We start from the raw sequence: 20,132 nt of genomic DNA, 5'->3' as shown, positions 1-20,132 counted from the left end.
ACCAGAGCCAGAGCCAGAGCCAGAGCCAGAGCCAGAACCAGAGCCAGAGCCAGAGCCAGAGCCAGAGCCAGAGCCAGAGCCAGAGCCAGTATCTCGTGATGGGCAAGATTATTCTGTTAGAACTGGTCAGCAAGCTGTGTTCGCTGTGCTAGGGACAGCGCAACGTAATAGTTTGGTAACCATTAAAAATAAATGGGCAGATATTTTGGCGCAATTTGATGTAGCTGGTCGAGCTTTATTGACAACAGCAACGCCAGTTGCTGCTAGTCAAGTTGCAGTAGTGCTGGCTTTTGATTATCCTGCCTTACTGGAACAAGTTTTACAAAATACGGTATTGCAAACGCAATTAAAAGCAGTACTGAATAAGCATGCGTTATCGAATGAATTGGTCATGATTTCGCAAGATGAGTGGCATCTTGATCGAACAGAATATGTTGAGAAACTTAAAACAGGTGCCGCACCTCAAATTGACTTGGCTACATTACCTTATGTCAAGGTTGCAAAAGCAACACAATCAAACAATGCGCAACAAAATGCTGAACATGAATCAATTAAAACAGATGAGCCCCAAATCGTTTCAGAAGCTAAAAAGCTATTTGGTGATGATCTCGTGAATATTGTTGATTAATGTGACTGATAAAGTATTTGAAAATGGGAAATAGTGATGCAGTATCCAGAACCAATCGCTAAGTTAATAGATAATTATACAAAGTTACCCGGAATAGGGCCAAAAACAGCCACCCGATTAGCTTTTTACACTTTGGGTATGGACAATGAAGATGTGGAAAGTTTTTCCAAGTCGTTAATTTCAGCCAAAAAGGATTTAACCTTTTGTGATACTTGTGGCATGATTACTGAAAAAGATATGAATCCATGTATTATTTGTCGTGATAAAAGTCGCAATCAAGGGACAGTTTTTGTCGTTGAAAATTCAAGAGATGTGATGGCGATGGAAAATACCCGTGATTATCATGGTTTATATCATGTTTTGAATGGTGTGATTTCACCAAGTGCCGGGACAGGCCCAGAAGATATTAACTTGCCGAGTTTGGTTAGGCGTTTATCCGAGCATGAAGAAATTAAAGAAGTGATTGTTGGTACCAATGCTAACGCGGAGGGTGAAGCAACTGCCATGTATCTGGCGAGATTGTTAAAGCCTGCTGGCATTAAAGTGACGCGATTAGCACATGGATTGTCTGTTGGATCAGACATTGATTATGCAGATGAATTAACATTAATAAAAGCTGTGCAAGGGCGGACAGAATTATGATTTTTGGTAAAAAAGAAAAGATATTCGTAAAGAATATGATCAAGCATTAGTATTTCAAATCGACAAGGCCAAAATAGATTGGGAATCAGCTCAAAACTCTGAAAACGCTTTACTGGACGGGCAAGTTAATGTACGCTTAATACAAGCGCAAACAGCTTTGGCTAAAGCAAAATTCTTTTATTTATATCGCGAAGCGCGACGGCGCAAAACAGTTGGTCATATGCAAACGCATGTTATCAAATCGGATAAATAGGAGTTGAAGATGTCAGAGGCAAAGTTTATTTCTTTTGAAGGTCCTGAGGGCGCTGGGAAAACGAGTGTGTTACAAGCTTTAATTGGAGAATTAGGACCCATGCTGGGTGATGATCTAGTAACAACACGAGAGCCTGGGGGTAATCCAATTGCTGAAGCGATTCGTGCTATTCTACAACCTGAAGAAGATAATGGGATGGATAAGCGTACCGAGGCATTACTTTATGCTGCTGCTAGACGCCAACATTTAGTTGAAACGATTCAACCTGCGTTAGCTGCAGGAAAAGTTGTGATTAGTGATCGTTATATTGATAGTTCTTTAGCGTATCAAGGTGGTGGTCGCGATTTAGGCGTAGACCGTATTTGGACGCTCAATCAATTTGCAACAGAAGGACTATTACCCGATTTAACGATTTACCTAGATGTACCAGCTGATATTGGCTTAAAGCGCGTTATGCAGCATCGTCAAGGTAAAATTGATCGCCTTGATAAGGAAGATTTGAGTTTTCATATTAAGGTACGCAATACTTATCTTGCCTTACGTGATCAGTTTCCTGACCGTATCCAGGTCATTGATGCAACGCAACCGTTAGAAATGGTTATTACAGCAACACGTGCATTGATTTGGCAACAATTAAAAAATAGAAATGGAGTTCACTCATGAAATTAATTACGGCAATTGTTCAAGATAAAGATACTAACAAATTAAGTAATGCATTCGTTAAGGCAAATGTTCGTGCAACACGTTTGTCTACTTCTGGTGGTTTCTTACGTTCAGGCAATACAACGTTCATGATTGCCATTGAAAAAGACCGCGTTCAAGAAGTTTTGGACATTATTAAAAGTATTTCACAAACGCGTAATCAATTCATGGTACCGCCAATGAATTTAGATGCTGGTATTGAAGGTGCTGCCTATCCAATCGAAGTGCAAGTTGGTGGTGCGACAGTATTTACGCAAGATATTGAATCGTTTCATCAATTCTAATGACAGTAGAGTTTATTGAAAATGCACGTCAAAGCTATCCAAAACAAGTTGGACAATTTCTCAATTTAATTACTGAAGAAAAATTGAGCCATTTATATTTATTGGTTGGATTTCCACAAGATCTCAAACTTGACTTTGCACGTTTTTTAGCTTGGCAGATTGTCGGAAATGATCATCGCAATGCGCAACGTATTGTTGATGGTGATCATCCTGATGTACATATTGTTACACCGATGACACCAGGAACTGCCTTAAAAGTAGCCCAAATTAGAGCGTTGACGCCAGAATTTGTGACGCGTGCAACGGAAAGTTCACGTAAGGTTTTTGTTTTGGATGCAGTTGAAACAATGACGACTAGTGCAGCAAATTCTTTATTAAAGTTTATTGAAGAACCAGCTGGTCCACAACTTATTTTGATGTTGACCAACAACTTAAATGATGTACTGCCGACGATTCAATCACGGGCTCAGATTGTTCATTTACAATCTGAACAGCATTCAGGGTTACCAGAAATAACGAATGATTGGCTCCAGCAGGCACAAGGCATAACGTTTAAATGGGTTGAGCTCATGATGCAACGACAAATTGAAGCCTTTGCTTATGTGCAAGCTAAATTATTGCCGTTAATTGAAACAGTAACGCAACAACAGTTATTTTTCAGATGGCTACATGAGGTGATCAGAGATATGATGATTTATGATTATATCTCTACAGAAGATTTGAAATATCCAAAATTAGTTGGTTTCTATAAAAGTCTCAGACGTAGCTATACTATAGATAAATTAGTACGTGTGAGCGATAATATTTTGGCAGATGATAAGTTACGCAAGGTTAATATTTCATTGCAAAGTCGTTTAGAAAAAATTGTATTGGATACATCCATTATTTTAGGAGAGTAGGATGCAACAACAAAAAAGTTTTGAGCAACACGAAACAGGTACTTTATACCTCGTACCTACTCCAATTGGAAATTTAGCTGATATGACACCTCGAGCAGTAGAAACGTTGCAGCAAGTACCATTGATTGCGGCGGAGGATACACGCCATACACAAAAATTATTAAATTATTTTGATATTCATACTAAACAAACGTCTTTTCATGAACATAATTGGCAAAATAAGCGCACAGAACTCATTGATCATTTATTAGCAGGTCATGACCTAGCACAAGTGAGCGATGCAGGAATGCCATCGATATCTGATCCTGGAAAAGAATTAGTTGCTGCTGCTGTGGATAACAATATTGTGGTGGTACCTATACCTGGCCCTACAGCTGGTGTTACAGCGCTGATTGCCAGTGGTTTAGTCCCACAACCTTTTTATTTTTATGGCTTTTTATCGCGTAAGAAGAGTGAACAACTTGAAGAATTGCATCAGTTATCCACATTTAGAGATACGGTTGTTTTCTATGAAGCACCACATCGTATCAAAACCACATTACAGCATATGCAAAAAGTAATGGGTGATGAACGGCGTGTTGTCTTAGCTCGAGAATTGACTAAACGTTATGAAGAATTCTTGCGAGGCACATTAGCTGAATTAGTATCTTGGGCAAGTAGTAATGAAATTCGTGGTGAATTTGTGGTGATGTTATCGGGTTATACTGGAGATATTACTGCTGTTGACCAGGTAAATGACGAAGAAATGGTTGCTATATCACCAGTTGATGCTGTGAAACAGTTGATTGAAGCAGGAGAAAAACCTAATGTCGCCATTAAGCAAGTTGCTAAGCAAAGAGGGTTAGCACGACAAGATGTCTACAATCAGTATCATGGTTTAGAGGGTAAATAATATGGGGATTCCTTTTGAAATAGTACATAAAATTGAATATTTTGAGAGTGATATGTCGGGCAAACTATCACTACCAATGATTTTGAATTTGGCCGTATTATCATCCAAAACACAAAGTGATCATTTGGGTGTTGGACAAGAAGAACATCTTTCACGTGGTTTGGGATGGGTTATTTTACAGTATGATGTCCACATCAAAAGGCGTCCTACTGTGAATGAGGTCATCCGCATTGAAACACAAGCCTCACAGTATAATCCGTTCTTTGTACATCGACCATTTGTCTTTTTTGACGAACAGAATGAAGAAATCATTCGTGTTGATTCTATATGGGCAATGTTAGACATTGATAATCGACGTATGGCACGTATTCCACAAGATATTATTGATAAATATTCAGCCGAACGTGTGAAACAGATTAATCATATTCCACGACCAGATAAAATCACGACAACGGACGACATTATTGAAAAAAATTATCACGTTCGTTATTTAGATATTGATACAAATCAGCACGTCAATAACTCTAAATATTTTGAATGGATGCAAGATGTTTTGGATTTAGATTATCTGAAACATCATGAAATCACAAATATCAATATTAAATATGAAAATGAAGTGCGTTTGGGACAAGAAGTTATTAGCCAAGTTGCGATAGCTGATAATGTGACTAAACATCGTATTATGGTTGCAGCGCATACATCTGCAGAAGCTATTTTCACATGGCGTAGTGTATAATTGGATACAGAACTAACTTAAAGTTACTGATATCAAAAGCTATTGGAGGCAAACATGGCAGTATTAGTATTAGGTGGTGCGGGTTATATTGGCTCACACATGGTAAAACGTTTAATTGAAGATGAACGTGAAGTCGTTGTTGTAGATAATTTGGTGACAGGACATCGTCAGGCAGTGCATCCAGATGCTAAGTTTTACGAAGTTGATGTACGTGATAAAGCAGCACTTAATCAAGTATTTGATCAAGAAAATATTGAAGCTGTTGTACATTTTGCTGCCTTTTCTATTGTTCCAGAATCCGTAGCCAATCCGCTTAAATATTTTGATAATAATACGAGTGGTATGATCACCTTACTTGAAGTGATGAAAGCACATGATGTGAAGCAGATTGTATTTTCATCTACTGCTGCAACATACGGTAATCCAGTCAACATTCCGATTAAGGAAACAGATCCGCAACAGCCAATTAACCCTTATGGCGAAAGTAAACTAATGATGGAAAAAATCATGGCTTGGGCAGACCAAGCAGATGGGATCAAATGGGTTGCTTTGCGTTATTTCAACGTTGCAGGAGCTGCTGAAGATGGCACAATTGGTGAAGATCATGCACCTGAAACACATCTAGTGCCAATTATCTTACAAGCGGGATTGGGACAACGTGATTATATCGAAATGTTTGGGGATGACTATAATACACCTGATGGTTTCAATGTGCGTGATTATGTTCATGTATTGGATTTAGCTGATGCGCATATTTTGGCATTAGACTATCTAAAAGAAGGTGGCGACAGTAATCAATTTAACTTGGGTTCTGCAACTGGCTTTTCAGTTAAGGAGATGGTTGAAGCGGCACGCAAAGCTACTGGTGTTGATATTCCGTCTAAAATTGGCCCACGTCGACCAGGGGATCCTGATATTTTGGTAGCCAATTCAGATAAAGCACGTCGGGTGCTTGGCTGGGCACCAAAATATGATAATGTTGAAGATATTATTAAAACAGCATGGCAATGGCATCAAAGTCATCCAGAAGGTTACACAAAATAAATCATAAAAAGCACCAATATTGTAAGTGAAAACATTTACAATATTGGTGCTTTTTTATTATAGAGTGGTTTATTTTGGTGCGTTAGTTGGATTTCTAGGATTGCTATTGTCTGTTAAAATATACTGGTTAATAATGCTAACGACTTCGTTATTATCTGGTAAATTTGAATGCTGTGCTTCATTACCTGATAAAGTAATTTGCATATATTTTTGTGTATAATTCTGGAAAATATATTTACCCGCCGTCACACTTTGAACAGGGACAATCCCATCATCAGTGTAATCTTCTGTTCCGGCAATCGAGTAGACTATAAGGTTTGAGGGTAGTTGGGTACGCCCCTGAATCATATCCTTTAACATTTCAGTTTTACGGCTAATCGATGTTTCTGAAAAATTATATGGTGTTCCCAAAGTCATTAAGTGATTCATCACAAATTGCTGATTGTTAAAGTATTTTTCTAGATAACGTGTCCAAATTAAGCCGCCATTTGAGTGACCGATGGCGTCAAAGTGATGAAAATGATAGCGATTTTGTAACAAAGTGAGGACATCGTCAATATAACTTGCTTGCTTTTTGATATTGCTATAACCATCGGCGTTATTTTCAAAGCCAATCACAATGAATGGTCGAAAGTCTGTTTGACGAATCGTACCAGATATATCATATTGACCGTCCTTTTTAATGTTAATTTTTAGTACACTGTGTTTTTGATTAGGATTAGCATTAAGCTTGTTAAATAAATCGTCGAATCGATTAACCGTGGCGGAGGACCCAGGTATAAAAATAACAGGGTATAATCGTGAATTTTGGATTTTGGACTGATTCAAACGTGTTTCATCAACCCATGAGCGACCTAATATACCAATGATAACCAACAGGATAATACTCAAGATGCATAAGATATATTTACGTTTGCTCATATTATGATTCTTTCTGAGATTTCATGGCGATATTGAAGAATGGTAAATAAATCAATACTGATACTATGATTAGGAGAATACTGACAGCTAAGGCTATTAGATTGCCGTTAGTAGCTAAGTATGCTCTGATGAGATATGGCGTACTGAGGGGAACTTGATAGACAGGAATTGTAATGACATGTAATTTAACGGCTAAATACCCTAGAGATGTTGTGACAACCGGGCTAACTAACATGGGTATGAGAAATAATGGTCGTAACAATAATGGATAAGCAAATAAAAGTAATTGATGATTATTAAATAGACTTGGTAATAAGGACCATTGCCCTAAACGTTGGTCGCCAATATTTCGCGATCGGAATAAAAGTAACAAACATAAAGCTAAACCACCGACAATACTAAACATACTAAATGTATTATATAGGTTAATCGGATAAGGAATATGTGCCGTCGTATGCTTGGTCAAAAAGAAGTTTAAATTTTCTGAAATCGCAGTAGCAGATGCCTGACTGACCAATAAGTCACTTGGAATTGAAATACCAATCCAAGATAACAACGGTAAGATTAAGGCAAAGATGAGAATAGCTGGAATGTGATTAAAGATACTAGACGATAGGTATTGATTAATGGTTGCTTGGAGAGCGGCTGAATGTAGGAAGGGCTTGAGTACTGTTGCAATTGTGATGATAATTGCTGCCCAGCCAATATTAGCAAACGACAATGGGTTTTGTGGTTGTTTTAACAGTTTTTGGTACAGGATGTAACTATTGACAACAGCATAGACTAACAATATTAAAATGAAATAGTTTTTAATTAAAATAACGTTGAAATTATTTTGATTTTGGAACGATGTCATCGTACTATAAAACATAGTCATCATAATTAGTGTGGCATCATGATCAGGACGACGACGTTGATAATACTCTTTAGCTAATAAGGTACTAAAAAAGGTCATGGTGATGATATCAATTATTAAAACAACATTTTGTACAATCGGGGTATAAAAAGGAAGTTGATAGTCAAGAATAGTCGGGAAAAGTGCATTGGGTAATAAGAATAATAATGCGATGATATGCGCATAAACATCGATGACTAAGATAGTAAATATTTTACGATACGTGGTATATATGGCGGAAATGAGGGGCTGATGTTGCCATCTTTTATCCCACTTTGTTAATAATGAAAGTCCTTTGGAAAATATAGACATCTAATCATCCTTATCTTTAATAAAGTAAAATTATATATTTCAGATACTTTTGTCATTCATGTGTTATATTATATACAATATTGACTTATTATGATATATACATTAAAATAATAAGCTGATTATATAAAAACGCTGGGGGAGCAAATATGTTGCAAAAGTTTTTTCAAAATCGCCTCGTTAATTTTATCGGGCGAACATTTTTTATTTTGCCATTATTATTGCACTCATCTACTTGTATAGTTATTCAGGTGTGGGGCAAGGCCACTTCATTTACAATGAGTTTTAAATTAGGAGTTAATAATGGTTAAAAGTATAATTGGGGCAATTGACCAAATTGCACAAGAAAATGGTCAGTTTGTTGCTTATGATGAACTAGGAGTAGTACATACTTATCACGATTTAAAGATTGCTTCTGATCGTATCGCAACGTACTTATTACAACAAGACTTACCTGCTGACGCACCAATCATGATTTATGGTGGACAGCAATTTGAAATGATTGCGAGTTTCTTGGGTAGTGTTAAAGCGGGGCATGCTTATATTCCAGTGGATGTTAATTCTGCAGATGAACGGTTATTAGATATTTTAGAAATTGGGCAACCAGCTGCGGTTATTGCAGTAGATGATTTACCCATCAAAATTGCTGCAATTCCAGTCATCACTAATGAAGCATTGGCAAATGTCATGAACACGGCAGTTGCATTACCAACACTACCAACTGTTGATCACGATCAAGATTTTTATATTATTTTCACATCTGGTACAACAGGGAAACCCAAGGGTGTTCAAATCAATCACCAAAATTTATTGAGTTTTGTGAATTGGATGCTATCGGATGAATTTGGCTTTAAGCAACAACAGTGTGTCTTATCACAGCCACCATATTCTTTTGATTTATCTGTCATGGATTGGGCACCAACATTGGTTTCAGGTGGTATCTTAAAGGCATTGCCTAAGACTATTGCGGATGATTTTAAACAATTATTTGCTACGCTACCGCAGTTAAATTTAAATATTTGGGTATCAACGCCTTCATTTGCTGATGTTGCATTGTTAGATCCAGAATTTAATGAAATTAATAATCCACACTTACAACGTTTCTTATTTTGTGGTGAAGCATTAACCTCTACTACTGCCCAAAAGTTGCATGAACGTTTTCCAAAGGCCAAAATTTTCAATACATATGGTCCTACTGAAGCAACAGTAGCAGTAACGGGCATTGAAATTACTGAAGAAATTTTGAAAAATCATACTAAATTACCAATTGGTTTTGTTAAGGCTGATACTACGATAACCATTCAAGATGTTGATAGTCATGCGACGCAACCCACTGGTCAGGCCGGAGAAATTGTGATTTCTGGGCCATCTGTATCTAAAGGTTACTTAAATAACCCAGAGAAAACGGCAGTTGCTTTTACAACTGTTGAAGGACAACCAGCTTATCGGACCGGAGATCTGGGTATGCTTGATGAACAAGGGTTACTCCATTATCAAGGGCGTAGTGATTTTCAAATTAAATTGCATGGTTACCGCATTGAACTTGAAGAAGTTGCACAGGTATTGCAGCATAGTCAGTGGATAGAACAAGCAGTATCTGTGCCACGATATGATCAAGATGGTAAAGTCAAGCAGTTATTAGCCATTGTTGTTGCAAAGAAAAATGATTTTGACAAGCCAATTTTATTGACTAATGCGATTAAAGCAGAATTGAAGGACATTATGATGCCTTATATGATGCCATCGCGATTTATCTACCGTGAATCTTTACCAATGACTGCCAACGGTAAAACAGACTTGAAAACCTTGATTGCTGAGGTGAATGGTAATGCTTAATTTGCAACCATATGCTGATCCAAAATACTTTATTGTGCTCATTTTAGCGCTTGTACCTTTGGCAATTGGTATGTATTTTGGTAAGCGTTTTGTTTGGTATGAATCAGTTGTGTCGCTTATTTTCATTTTCCTCATGTTTAATGGTCATAAATATCATGAGGGCATTGCCTTAATTATTTATATGATTTGGCAGTGGTTGTTAGTATGGGCATACACGCTTTATCGTAAAAAGTATAATAATAAATTTATTTTTACGGTGCAATTGTGATGTCAATACTACCGCTTGTGTTGATTAAAATGGCTGCTGCTGGACATTGGGCTAGCATCTCAACGGTATTAGGGTTCACAGGAATTTCATATTTGACATTCCGTTCGGTAGGTATGATTATGGAAACGCGAGATGGCTCCATCAAGGATTTTGATGCTGTTCTCTTCGCACGATTCATGTTATTTATGCCTACCATATCATCTGGTCCCATTGATCGGTATCGCCGTTTTGCTAAAGATGCCATTACTGTGCCAGACAGAGATAAATATTTGACGATGTTGTCAAAAGCAGTGCACTACCTTTTCTTAGGTTTCTTGTATAAATTTATTCTCTCGCATATTTTTGGTACACTTTTACAGCCCAAGATAGAGAGCTTAGCAATGGTTGCTGGTCAAGGACATGGCGGTCTGTCATGGTGGTTAATACCATTCACATATGTCTGGGGACTTAATTTGTTCTTTGATTTTGCTGGTTACTCACTCTTCGCAGTGGCAATCAGTTATATTATGGGAATTGAATTACCCATGAACTTTAATAAACCATTTCTATCTAAGAACTTAAAAGAATTTTGGAATCGCTGGCATATGACATTGTCATTTTGGTTTAGAGATTATGTCTTTATGCGACTAGTCTTTACCATGATGAAGCACAAAACTTTCAAAAGCCGTATTACGACGTCCAATGTCGCTTATATTTTAAATATGCTACTCATGGGGTTTTGGCATGGTTTGACATGGTATTACATTGCGTATGGCTTATTTCATGGTTTTGGATTGGTCATCAACGACGCTTGGTTACGTTACAAGAAGAAACATCAAGTACCGCATAATCGCTGGACAGAATGGCTATCTATTGTGATAACGTTTAATGTTGTCATGTTTAGTTTCTTGCTATTCTCAGGATTCTTAGATCGATTATGGTTTCATTAAAAGTGCAGTTTGACGTACAGTACAAAAAAGCTTTATGATGAGTAGTGGTTAACTTCAACAGTGAATTAAAGGCTGTTATACGATTTTAGGAGAATGAACAATGAACGTAAAAGAAGACGTAGTAGAGATTTTAAATACAATTATCGGTGAAGATATCTCTGATCAAATGGATGATAATTTTTATGATAGTGGTTTATTGGATTCAATGGCTACAGTAGAATTATTATTAGAACTTGAAAATAAGTTCTCAATTCAAGCACCAGTATCAGAATTTGACCGTAACGAGTGGGATACACCTAATAAAGTCATCGCCAAAGTTGAATCATTGATTGGATAAGAATATGAAAGAAAAGAGAGGGCTTTGGTGGATATTTGGGCCAGTGATTATAGCCTTTATCATGGTTATTTTCTTTTCTGGCACCATTCTCGTTACATTATTCATCAAATCAGAAATTAAAAGATGCGTCAGTTTCGTTTTCTAAAGACGTCTTCAAGGGGCAGACGGTGAAAATGGCGGCTTTTAATAATAAGACAACACACTATGTGCCTTTTTTGGTTCTAGTGAACTGCTAAGAATGGATGCCTTACATCCCGCTATTTTAGCTGCCAAATATCATCGTTCTTATCAACCCTTCTTATTGGGGATGGCCGGAACTCAATCCTTAACGCACTATTTGAGTATGCAAGGGATACAACCAGCGTTACATAAAAAGCAAGCCGTCTTTGTTATTTCACAACAATGGTTTACTAAACAAGGGATGCAAAAATGGGCATTTGACAGCTTTTATTCACCATTGCAGACAGTACAGTGGCTACAACAAGCAAAGTCTGATAATGCAACGGATCAATACGTTGCACAACGCTTATTATCGCAAGATCAGATTAAAAGTAGCTATACGTTAGAACCAATGGTGCGTAAGATTAAAGAAAATAAGCCACTCACTAAGACTGATATGACGCTATTAAATGTTCAAAAGCGCATGTTGTTGAGCGAAGATGGGTTGTTCTCTAATTTACCAGTTGGGCATAATTGGCATAAAAAGGTATTAACAGGCACAAAGCGATTACCTGAACAAGAGCAGCATAGTGTCTTAGAACAATATGCAATTCAAGCAGGTGAGAAGGCGACGAAGAATAGCCGGTTTGGCATTCGTTCTGGCTTTTATCAACATCGTGTCGCACCAGACCTTGATAAGTTGCGTCAGTCACAGACAAAATTTGATTATCGCGAGTCTATTGAATATGCTGATTTTCAAACAGTATTACAGGAATTTGCTAAGAATCAAACAGACGTCATGTTTGTGATACAACCGGTTAATAAAAAGTGGTCAAACTATACAGGTTTAGACACGAAGATGTATCAGCAAAGTGTTGATAAAGTAAAGCATCAACTTGTTTCTCAAGGATTTACGAATATTGCAGACCTATCAAAAGATGGAGCTAAGCCGTACTTTATGGAAGATACTATTCATATTGGCTGGCGTGGTTGGTTAGCTGCAGATCAAAAGATCAACCCATTTTTAACGAAGGGTTATCAAAAGCCAAATTATCGTTTAAATAATGATTATTTGACAAAGAAGTGGCAAAATCTCAACCCAACAGAAAAGAATTTATTGGCATTTCAATAAATGAACTATAAAAGGCTAAGTTCTCACATAAATTTGTTAGCACTTAGCCTTTTAATATCGTTATAATAAGAACATGATTATTGGAATAGGAAATGATACAGAGTCAATTAGCCGTATTCATGGTGCAATTGAACGTAGAGATAATTTTTAACTTTTATTCTAACGCCCAATGAATTAGCTGCTGCTTCAAAAAGAAAAGGCAAGCATTATACAGAATTTATTGCGGGCCGTTTTTCTGCTAAAGAAGCTTTTGCTAAAGCAACAGGTTATGGCATTGGAAATAAAGTGCATTGGCATGATATTGAAATTTTAAATGAAGATAATGGACGTCCTATTATGCGGGTGAAAGATTTTCCGTACACAACGCATGTTGCTATTACGCACAGTGGGGATTATGTCAATACAATGGTCGTCATTGAAAAATTATCATTATGGCATAGCATCATGCATTATTTGTTTAAGAAGCGTGAGGTATGATGAAGGTGAATAACAGTAAGCAATTAACACGGCCAACATGGTTGCAAGTTGATTTAGCAGCCATTCAGAATAATGCAAAAGCTATTATGAAGCACGCAGGTGCACAAAAAATGATTGCGGTTGTTAAGGCGAATGCGTATGGTCATGGCGCAGTAGCTGTTACTAACAGTTTGTATGCGATTGGCATTCGTGATTTTGCTGTGGCGACAATTGATGAAGGCATTGAATTACGTCAAAATATCACACAGCAAGATATCAATATTTTACTTTTGGGTGTTCAGGATGTTGCACAAGTTCCTGTTATATTGCAGTATCATTTGACACCAGCTATTGGTGATATACAATGGCTGATGAAAGCAACGCAACTAATGGCAATGGATGATGTGCTGAATGTTCATTTGGCAGTCGATACTGGTATGGGGAGAATGGGGGCACGTAATGAACACGATGTCCAAATGGTTAAGGACTTTATTGATCAAAGTTCTCACTTTGCCCTTAGTGGTGTGTTTACACATTTTGCAACTGCTGATGATCACAATGATGCGTATTATCAGCAACAGGTACAAAAGTTCCAACTATGGACAACTCATGCTCAAATACCAGAAGAACTATGTCATCTTGCCAATACAGGATCGGCATTGTGGCACCATAATGAAATCAATACGCATACCATTAGAGTTGGTTCAGCACTATATGGTTTCAATCCTGGGACACCTCATTTGGAGATGCCATTGCAGTTACAACCAGCAATGGCTTTGAAGACAAAAATTGGTGCAACCCATCAAATGGCCGTTGGCGAATCAATCAGTTATGGTGCGACATACACAGCACAACAACCGCAATTAGTTGCAACGCTACCAATTGGATATGCAGATGGTTATTTACGTCGCTTACAGGGAATGAAAGTGTTAGTTGATGGTCATTTCGAAAAAGTAGTCGGCCGTATTACAATGGATCAAATTTTAATTACTTTGAAGCAACCATATCCAGTTGGTACAATAGTAACGTTGATGGGATATGATGGGGAACAGCAGATATCTGTTGAAGATATTGCGAATTATGCCAAGACAATTCCACATGAAGTATTAACGATATTAACTAGCCGTTTACCAAGAATCTATTAAAGCAATGAAGGCCATGCCTTCGTACATATATGAAGTGAGTATGCTATGACAGAAAATCAAGAAATTACGCGTGGTGATATTTTTTTGCCGATTTAAAACAAGGCATGGGATCAGAGCAGTCTGGTGTGCGCCCTGTACTTATCATTCAAAATGATATTGGGAATATGAACTCACCAACAACGATTGTGGCGGCAATTACGTCTCAAATATCAAAGCCAAAATTGCCAACGCATGTTTTATTACCGGCACATCTAGGTGGTATCAAGCGAGACTCGGTTATTCTAACAGAGCAGGTGCGAACAATTGATAAACGACGGTTGCGAGATAAGATTGCCCATTTGAGTAGCCAATCTCAAGAAATGAAGCAAGTAGCACATGCTTTAAAAATTAGTGTTGGTTTAAAATAAAAAGTACACGATATTTATCGTGTACTTTTTATTTAAAGCGATCTAGATTTTCGATACTGTGGACGTCGTATGTTTTTCTCTTGAGTTGTTTAACAATTTTTTCAAGTTGTTCACTATCATAAGGCAATGCTAATGTGAAGAGAATGACCAATGGCTGTTGCGCATCATTTCGTAACGACTGAACGGAAACAATGTCTGCATATTTCGTAATGATTTTGGATATCTTAGTTAAATCACCACGTGTGTTGTGAGAAATAACAGCCATGGCAACACCACCGTCATGGACTGACCAACTTTGTGCTAATAAATTCATTAACGTGTCATGTGTGAAGATACCATAAAAAGAATGATGTTCATCTAACACGGCGATAAAAGGAAGATCGCGAATTGCAAAGAAAGCTTCGTAAAAGTTACTTGTGGTAAAAATAAATTTTGTTGAGTTACGCATCATCGTCGTAACCGGTAAATCTAAATCACCATTCTTTGCTACATGTTCAAAAACGTGTTGTTTATAAATATTGCCGCGAAATAAATCACCAGTCTGGTCAAGAATAGGAATGGCACGGGTATGTGCGTGCTCACTCTTATTAAAGAGTTCGTAGACTTCGGCAAGTGTTGTATTTTCAGTCACAGTTGTTAGTTGTGACTTTGGGATAACTAATGATTGTTGAAACATACTTATCAATCCATCTTAATTAATTTATAATATTTTGTGTCAAATATTATAATAGCATAGAAGCCAGTAAAAAATCAGTTTTTTACCATGGTATAATTAACGATTAGTATTGAAATTTTAATTTTAAAAGGTAAATTCACATGAAATATATTTTTGGATTAGGAAATATTGGGAAAAAATATGAGAATACACGTCATAATATTGGCTTTATGGCAATCGATGCATTAGCTGAAAAATATAATGCAACATTCTTGCCAAGTAAGCAATTTGCGTATACCGCCAAAATTAATATTGATGGGGTTGCTGTTATGCTCGTCAAACCAACGACGTATATGAATGAGTCCGGGCAAGCAGTTCGCGCTATTTTAGACTATTATAATGGTAATATAGAGGATGTTTTAGTGCTTGTAGATGACATGGATATGCCGTTTGGCAAGTTACGTTTCCGAGACAAAGGTTCTGCAGGAGGACATAATGGCTTAAAGAGCATAATGTCACATATCGGCTCATCCAATTTCTTACGTCTAAAATTTGGTGTAGGCCATCCTAATCATGAAAAACAGGCAGTGATTAACTATGTTTTAGGGCAGTTTAGCCAACAAGAGCAAATCACAGTTAACGAGATGTTTGATAGAAGCACAAGTGCTATGGAAAGTTGGCTACATGGTGCCAACATCGAAACACTTAGTAACCAATTTAATGGATAATGACAATTTTAAATTATTTAAAAACGACACCAACAATTAAAAATTTAAATCAAAATATTCGACCTAACAGCCAACAACTATTATTAGGTATTAATGGTACGGCTAGGGCTGCGACTATTGCAAGCTTATTTAGCACGCAGCCACGACCTATGTTAGTGATTACTGATACACAGGCGCACGCCGAACAATTATATAGCGACCTAGTGCAGTTACTGAATGTAGATGTTGTGTATCATTTTATTGCTGAAGAATCTTTGGCAACCGAAATGGCTGTGAGTTCACCTGAGTTGAGATTCATGCGTGTGACAACGTTATTAGCCATTCAAAAAAGCAACCGGTAATTGTCGTGGCAAATGTTATTGGTGCTGAGCGTTTATTACCCGCACCAAAAATATTACAGATAGCACAATTAAACCTGAAGGTTCAAAATCAATATAATTTATCTGAAATTCAAGATAAATTATTAACCATGGGTTACGAACAAAATAATTTAGTTCAAGGACCGGGTGAATTTGCGCATCGTGGCGCGATTATTGATATTTTCCCAATTAATGCTGATAATCCAATACGTTTAGATTTCTTTGATGATGAATTAGATCAGATTAAGGTGTTTGATATTGCGTCACAAAAAAGTCAACAATCATTAGATCATATTGGTGTGATTCCAGCCACAGAATTTGTTGTGACGACGCAGCATTATCAACAAGCAAAACAACAGGTTGAAGATATCTTTAATACGTATCGACAAGGATTAGTTGGTGTTGAAAAGAAACATGCGACTGAGGGCTTCGCACCATTGTTGCATCAATTGTATCAGCAGGAAAGATCTAACGCGTTGCTACCTTATTCACATTACTTCTTTGATGACGATACAACATTACTTGATTATTTTTCAGATGATGCTTTGATTATTTTTGATGATTATACGCGATTAATGGAAATCAAAGAAAACAGCAACAGCGTGATACTGATTGGATGGTACAGCAAGTCTCAACTTATCAATTGCTTCCTAATCAAATATGGTGGCGGACGATTGATGAGCAGCTTGCCAGCCAATCACGCTCAAGCTTATATTTGGCTAACTTTCAACGTGGCTTAGGTCGCATGCAGTGGACAAACATTGAAGAAGTGACAACACGTCCAGCAACACAATATTATGGTCAAATTCCAGCGTTAAAAGAAGACCTCAATTATGCGCAAGAATCGGGCACCACTGTTGTTTTATTGTTGAGTGATGATAAGCGGGCACAAGCTTTTTCTGAAAGTTTGACCGATTTTGAGATATCAATTGCTCAGACCCAAGCGGTCCAAAAAATCAAGTTCAACTGATGATTGGTGATTTATCATCTGGGTTTGAGTGGCCACAATTACATTTAACCATTCTCACTGAACGTGAATTATTTACAAAAACAAGAAAAGTAGCACCACGACAGCATAAAATTGCTAATGCTGAACGTTTAAAATCGTATAATGAGCTGAATGTTGGCGATTATGTTGTCCATGTTCATCATGGTATTGGTCGGTATGAGGGGTTACAAACAATTGAAGCGGATGGTGGGAAGCAAGACTATCTAACAATTGCATACCAAAAAATGCTAAGATTTTTATTCCGGTGACCCAGCTCAATCTCATTCAGAAGTATATTGGGGCATCTGACGCTGCTAAGCAACCTAAGTTAAATAAATTAGGTGGTAGCGAATGGGCTAAAACAAAACGACAAGTTGCGGTCAAAATTGAAGATATTGCGGATGATTTGCTTGAATTATACGCCAAACGTGAGGCACAAAAAGGATACGCTTTTGCACCAGACGGTGAAGCGCAATTGAAGTTTGATATGGCTTTTGGATACCCCGAAACACCTGATCAAGTTCGTAGTATCGAAGAAATCAAATCGGACATGCAAAAAGATCGACCAATGGATCGATTATTGGTCGGGGATGTTGGATTTGGTAAAACAGAAGTGGCTTTGCGTGCCATTTTTAAGGCCGCTCATGAAGGTAAACAAGTTGCTTTTTTGGCACCGACTACGATTTTAGTGCAGCAACATTATGAAACGATGTTAGCACGATTTAATGATTTTCCAGATATAAAAATTGGTGTTTTAAGTCGTTTCCAGACACCGACACAAAATAAACAAGTTATCCAACAATTAAAAGCGCATGAATTAGATATTGTTGTCGGGACACATCGTCTATTAAGCAAAGATGTCTCTTTTGATGATTTAGGACTTTTAATCATTGATGAGGAGCAACGATTTGGCGTTAAACATAAAGAGCGCTTAAAGCAATTACGTGCCAGTGTGGATGTCTTAACGTTAACAGCAACACCAATTCCAAGAACTTTGAATATGGCAATGGTTGGTGCGCGTGATTTATCAGTTATCGAGACACCGCCTGCAAACCGTTATCCAATTCAGACTTATGTAATGGAAGCAGATTGGACGGTTGTGCGCGATGCTATTGAAAAAGAAATTGCACGTGATGGGCAAGTTTTTTATCTGCATAATCGTGTGGCAGATCTTGACCGTGTGGCTAGTCAAATTGAGGATTTAGTACCTCATGCGCGCGTTGCTGCTATACATGGACAAATGAGTGAAACACAATTAGAAGGTATCTTATACGACTTTCTAAATCATGAATACGATGTATTAGTGACAACGACGATTATTGAAACTGGCGTTGATATTCCAAATGCTAATACGCTGGTTGTTGAAAATGCTGATCATATGGGCTTAGCGCAATTGTATCAATTAAGAGGGCGTGTTGGCCGATCAGCCAGATTAGCTTATGCTTACTTTACTTATCCCTTTAATCGAACACCAAGTGAAGAGGCTGAAAAACGCCTGTCCGCTATTCGTGATTTTACTGAACTAGGATCAGGATTTAGAATTGCGATGCGAGATTTATCTATTCGTGGAGCTGGTGATTTGTTAGGTAAGCAACAGCATGGCTTTATTGATTCAGTTGGGTATGATTTGTATACGCAAATGCTAAAAGATGCAGTTGCACGCAAGCAAAATCAAACAGCGACTAACAAGGAACCAGCTACTACTGATGCTGAGTTGATTTTGGGTGTTTCGGCCTATTTACCTGAAAACTATGTGGTAGATAACGCCCAGAAGATTGAATTATATACTAGAATACGTCAAGCACGAACAGATGAACAGTTTGAAGAGATTGAATCAGATATTCTGGATCGGTTCGGCGATATGCCAGACGAAGTAGCGCGTTTGATTCTGGTCGGGCAATTAAAACAATTAGCCGATCAAGCTCAAATTATCAATATGCGACGTCAAAAAAATCAAGTGATTATCACGTTCAATGCTGAAGCAACACAACGCCTATCAGGTGAAGCAATTTTTATTGCCTTAAAAGATGTTGCCTTAAAAGTGGCCGTACGTAGTGATAATGATCAACTGCAGGTGATCATGACGATTGATACAAACCAAGAAAGTAGTATTTGGCTCAATATTTTAAGAACATTTTTGTTAACAGTTATTAAACAGGAGAATAGTGGAACAGATGAGATTGGATAAATATTTAAAGGTGTCTCGCTTAATTAAGCGCCGTACAATTGCTAAAGAGATCGCTGATCAAGGCCGTATTTCGATTAATGGTAAAGTAGCAAAATCGTCCAGTGACGTCTTGACTGGCGATAACCTAGAGATACGTTTTGGTAATAAGACGTTAACTATCGAAATTACCAAAATTGTTGAAACAACTAAAAAAGAAGCTTCTGCTGAAATGTATACAGTCATTAGTGAGCAATATGAGCGCGATTATCGTCAAGTCGGGGATGAAAAATAATATTTATTTAAGGATTCTTAAAGAATGTTGTTTTATACTTAAGAAAGTGTCAAAATTAAGTTTAGGTGA

Annotated in this window: 15 protein-coding genes and 8 pseudogenes; 20 read left to right on the top strand and 3 right to left on the bottom strand. The window is 37.4% G+C overall.

Annotated features, from left to right (window positions below; genetic code table 11):
* The 9 genes and pseudogenes from LEUFL_RS12925 to galE form a co-directional block, all read left to right on the top strand.
* Positions 1 to 628: pseudogene (locus LEUFL_RS12925) on the top strand (DNA polymerase III subunit gamma/tau); the annotation flags it as partial.
* A gap of 36 nt (positions 629 to 664) precedes the next feature.
* Complete coding sequence (gene recR, locus LEUFL_RS0103680; protein ID WP_010007543.1) at positions 665 to 1,270, top strand: recombination mediator RecR; 606 nt, start codon at positions 665 to 667, stop codon at positions 1,268 to 1,270.
* Positions 1,267 to 1,523 (top strand): annotated as a pseudogene (locus LEUFL_RS12620) (YaaL family protein). Before recR ends, LEUFL_RS12620 begins: the two are co-directional and overlap by 4 nt.
* A 9-nt stretch (positions 1,524 to 1,532) precedes the next feature.
* Positions 1,533 to 2,186, top strand: coding sequence for a dTMP kinase (gene tmk / locus LEUFL_RS0103675; RefSeq protein WP_010007541.1), 654 nt, complete (start codon positions 1,533 to 1,535; stop codon positions 2,184 to 2,186).
* Positions 2,183 to 2,509, top strand: a complete 327-nt coding sequence (gene darA / locus LEUFL_RS0103670) for a cyclic di-AMP receptor DarA (protein ID WP_010007539.1) — start codon at positions 2,183 to 2,185, stop codon at positions 2,507 to 2,509. Before tmk ends, darA begins: the two co-directional genes overlap by 4 nt.
* Positions 2,509 to 3,408: a DNA polymerase III delta subunit-related protein gene (locus LEUFL_RS0103665; protein WP_010007537.1), complete on the top strand. Its 900-nt coding sequence runs from the start codon at positions 2,509 to 2,511 to the stop codon at positions 3,406 to 3,408. Before darA ends, LEUFL_RS0103665 begins: the two co-directional genes overlap by 1 nt.
* Position 3,409: 1 nt before the next feature.
* Positions 3,410 to 4,300 carry a 16S rRNA (cytidine(1402)-2'-O)-methyltransferase gene (gene rsmI / locus LEUFL_RS0103660; RefSeq protein ID WP_010007535.1) on the top strand — a complete coding sequence of 297 codons (891 nt, stop codon included), beginning with the start codon at positions 3,410 to 3,412 and terminating at the stop codon, positions 4,298 to 4,300.
* A gap of 1 nt (position 4,301) precedes the next feature.
* Positions 4,302 to 5,036 carry an acyl-[acyl-carrier-protein] thioesterase gene (locus LEUFL_RS0103655; protein WP_010007534.1) on the top strand — a complete coding sequence of 245 codons (735 nt, stop codon included), beginning with the start codon at positions 4,302 to 4,304 and terminating at the stop codon, positions 5,034 to 5,036.
* A gap of 54 nt (positions 5,037 to 5,090) precedes the next feature.
* The gene (gene galE / locus LEUFL_RS0103650; RefSeq protein ID WP_010007533.1) at positions 5,091 to 6,080 is read left to right on the top strand and encodes a UDP-glucose 4-epimerase GalE; all 990 of its coding nucleotides are present in this window, start codon (positions 5,091 to 5,093) and stop codon (positions 6,078 to 6,080) included.
* Between the two features lie 69 nt (positions 6,081 to 6,149).
* On the opposite strand, the gene LEUFL_RS0103645 is transcribed toward galE, so the two are convergent.
* Both LEUFL_RS0103645 and LEUFL_RS0103640 read right to left on the bottom strand, forming a co-directional pair.
* A complete protein-coding gene (locus LEUFL_RS0103645; protein WP_033192912.1) occupies positions 6,150 to 7,001 on the bottom strand; it encodes an alpha/beta hydrolase in 852 nt (283 codons plus the stop codon).
* A 1-nt stretch (position 7,002) separates the two neighbouring features.
* Positions 7,003 to 8,208 carry a PTS sugar transporter subunit IIC gene (locus LEUFL_RS0103640; RefSeq protein ID WP_010007531.1) on the bottom strand — a complete coding sequence of 402 codons (1,206 nt, stop codon included), beginning with the start codon at positions 8,206 to 8,208 and terminating at the stop codon, positions 7,003 to 7,005.
* A 146-nt stretch (positions 8,209 to 8,354) separates the two neighbouring features.
* On the opposite strand from LEUFL_RS0103640, the pseudogene LEUFL_RS13110 reads away from it, so the two are divergent.
* From LEUFL_RS13110 to LEUFL_RS11295, 8 genes and pseudogenes are all read left to right on the top strand, one after another.
* A pseudogene (locus tag LEUFL_RS13110) lies at positions 8,355 to 8,494 on the top strand (teichoic acid D-Ala incorporation-associated protein DltX).
* 14 nt (positions 8,495 to 8,508) lie between these two features.
* Positions 8,509 to 10,041, top strand: coding sequence for a D-alanine--poly(phosphoribitol) ligase subunit DltA (dltA, locus tag LEUFL_RS0103630; RefSeq protein WP_010007528.1), 1,533 nt, complete (start codon positions 8,509 to 8,511; stop codon positions 10,039 to 10,041).
* Positions 10,034 to 11,238: pseudogene (gene dltB, locus LEUFL_RS11310) on the top strand (D-alanyl-lipoteichoic acid biosynthesis protein DltB). The gene dltA and the pseudogene dltB overlap by 8 nt, the downstream one beginning before the upstream one ends.
* Positions 11,239 to 11,338: 100 nt before the next feature.
* A complete protein-coding gene (gene dltC, locus LEUFL_RS0103620) occupies positions 11,339 to 11,575 on the top strand; it encodes a D-alanine--poly(phosphoribitol) ligase subunit DltC (protein WP_010007526.1) in 237 nt (78 codons plus the stop codon).
* Positions 11,576 to 11,579: 4 nt separating this feature from the next.
* Positions 11,580 to 12,866: pseudogene (dltD, locus tag LEUFL_RS11305) on the top strand (D-alanyl-lipoteichoic acid biosynthesis protein DltD).
* A 73-nt stretch (positions 12,867 to 12,939) separates the two neighbouring features.
* A pseudogene (acpS, locus tag LEUFL_RS11300) lies at positions 12,940 to 13,343 on the top strand (holo-ACP synthase).
* Complete coding sequence (alr, locus tag LEUFL_RS0103605; RefSeq protein ID WP_010007522.1) at positions 13,340 to 14,467, top strand: alanine racemase; 1,128 nt, start codon at positions 13,340 to 13,342, stop codon at positions 14,465 to 14,467. The pseudogene acpS and the gene alr overlap by 4 nt, the downstream one beginning before the upstream one ends.
* A 45-nt stretch (positions 14,468 to 14,512) precedes the next feature.
* Positions 14,513 to 14,874, top strand: a pseudogene (locus tag LEUFL_RS11295) (type II toxin-antitoxin system PemK/MazF family toxin).
* Between the two features lie 28 nt (positions 14,875 to 14,902).
* Here LEUFL_RS11295 and cbpA read toward each other — a convergent pair.
* Positions 14,903 to 15,550 (bottom strand): cyclic di-AMP binding protein CbpA, encoded by a 648-nt coding sequence (gene cbpA, locus LEUFL_RS0103595; protein WP_010007520.1) that lies wholly within the window; start codon positions 15,548 to 15,550, stop codon positions 14,903 to 14,905.
* A gap of 140 nt (positions 15,551 to 15,690) precedes the next feature.
* Here cbpA and pth point away from each other — a divergent pair, with 140 nt between their 5' ends.
* The 3 genes and pseudogenes from pth (at position 15,691) to LEUFL_RS0103580 (ending at position 20,063) form a co-directional block, all read left to right on the top strand.
* On the top strand, positions 15,691 to 16,257 hold the full coding sequence (pth, locus tag LEUFL_RS0103590; protein ID WP_010007519.1) for an aminoacyl-tRNA hydrolase: 567 nt from the start codon (positions 15,691 to 15,693) through the stop codon (positions 16,255 to 16,257).
* Positions 16,257 to 19,792: pseudogene (gene mfd, locus LEUFL_RS11290) on the top strand (transcription-repair coupling factor). Before pth ends, mfd begins: the two are co-directional and overlap by 1 nt.
* A complete protein-coding gene (locus LEUFL_RS0103580; protein WP_010007518.1) occupies positions 19,779 to 20,063 on the top strand; it encodes an RNA-binding S4 domain-containing protein in 285 nt (94 codons plus the stop codon). Before mfd ends, LEUFL_RS0103580 begins: the two are co-directional and overlap by 14 nt.
* Positions 20,064 to 20,132: the final 69 nt, after the last annotated feature.

The sequence above is a fragment of the Leuconostoc fallax KCTC 3537 genome (genome assembly GCF_000165675.1).
Taxonomy (GTDB): domain Bacteria; phylum Bacillota; class Bacilli; order Lactobacillales; family Lactobacillaceae; genus Leuconostoc_B; species Leuconostoc_B fallax.
This window is presented reverse-complemented; position numbering and strand designations above follow the sequence as displayed.

Coding starts and splice junctions, on each gene's coding strand:
- recR (WP_010007543.1), top strand. CDS start 665: ATGCAGTATCCAGAACCAATCGCTAAGTTAATAGATAATTATACAAAG.
- LEUFL_RS0103640 (WP_010007531.1), bottom strand. CDS start 8,208: ATGTCTATATTTTCCAAAGGACTTTCATTATTAACAAAGTGGGATAAA.
- dltC (WP_010007526.1), top strand. CDS start 11,339: ATGAACGTAAAAGAAGACGTAGTAGAGATTTTAAATACAATTATCGGT.
- pth (WP_010007519.1), top strand. CDS start 15,691: ATGAAATATATTTTTGGATTAGGAAATATTGGGAAAAAATATGAGAAT.
- darA (WP_010007539.1), top strand. CDS start 2,183: ATGAAATTAATTACGGCAATTGTTCAAGATAAAGATACTAACAAATTA.
- LEUFL_RS0103655 (WP_010007534.1), top strand. CDS start 4,302: ATGGGGATTCCTTTTGAAATAGTACATAAAATTGAATATTTTGAGAGT.
- galE (WP_010007533.1), top strand. CDS start 5,091: ATGGCAGTATTAGTATTAGGTGGTGCGGGTTATATTGGCTCACACATG.
- LEUFL_RS0103580 (WP_010007518.1), top strand. CDS start 19,779: ATGAGATTGGATAAATATTTAAAGGTGTCTCGCTTAATTAAGCGCCGT.
- cbpA (WP_010007520.1), bottom strand. CDS start 15,550: ATGTTTCAACAATCATTAGTTATCCCAAAGTCACAACTAACAACTGTG.
- alr (WP_010007522.1), top strand. CDS start 13,340: ATGATGAAGGTGAATAACAGTAAGCAATTAACACGGCCAACATGGTTG.
- rsmI (WP_010007535.1), top strand. CDS start 3,410: ATGCAACAACAAAAAAGTTTTGAGCAACACGAAACAGGTACTTTATAC.
- tmk (WP_010007541.1), top strand. CDS start 1,533: ATGTCAGAGGCAAAGTTTATTTCTTTTGAAGGTCCTGAGGGCGCTGGG.
- LEUFL_RS0103645 (WP_033192912.1), bottom strand. CDS start 7,001: ATGAGCAAACGTAAATATATCTTATGCATCTTGAGTATTATCCTGTTG.
- dltA (WP_010007528.1), top strand. CDS start 8,509: ATGGTTAAAAGTATAATTGGGGCAATTGACCAAATTGCACAAGAAAAT.
- LEUFL_RS0103665 (WP_010007537.1), top strand. CDS start 2,509: ATGACAGTAGAGTTTATTGAAAATGCACGTCAAAGCTATCCAAAACAA.